Here is a 436-nt window from a genome sequence, read left to right as displayed (position 1 = left end):
TTATGTCGATATGATCGACGTTGGCGGTGCTGATCTTAACTTTGCAACCAAGGGCGCTGATGGCACATTTGATTTAACCAAAGGCCAACTGAAGGATATTTTTGGGCAAGCAACAACCAAACCGGATTTTGCGGATTTGGACGATAAACTTCAACAGGCTCAGAAAGCTCTTACAGATGCAGGTGAGAGTGCCACTGATCAGCAGAAGAGCGCGGTAACGGAAGCTCAAAACAAGTTGGATGATGCTGTCAAGAATATGACAGTCAAGGATTTTGTTGATGCCGATTTCAGTAAAGTTTCGTCGGCAACGATGGAACGGATTTTGAAATCTGTTCAGGGCAAAGTCACGAGTGCAACGTCTAATGTTGTTACTGCCGGTGCAACACTTGGTGCTGCGAAAGCACAGGTTACAGGCCAGATCGACTATGTCAGCAAG

The 436-nt window shown here is 46.1% G+C and carries 1 pseudogene; it reads left to right on the top strand.

Going from position 1 to position 436, the window contains the following annotated elements:
• Positions 1–436 (top strand): annotated as a pseudogene (locus tag H3V14_RS10745) (hypothetical protein); the annotation flags it as partial.

The sequence above is a fragment of the Bartonella sp. W8151 genome, from assembly GCF_016100385.1.
GTDB classification, from domain to species: domain Bacteria; phylum Pseudomonadota; class Alphaproteobacteria; order Rhizobiales; family Rhizobiaceae; genus Bartonella; species Bartonella apis.
This window is presented reverse-complemented; position numbering and strand designations above follow the sequence as displayed.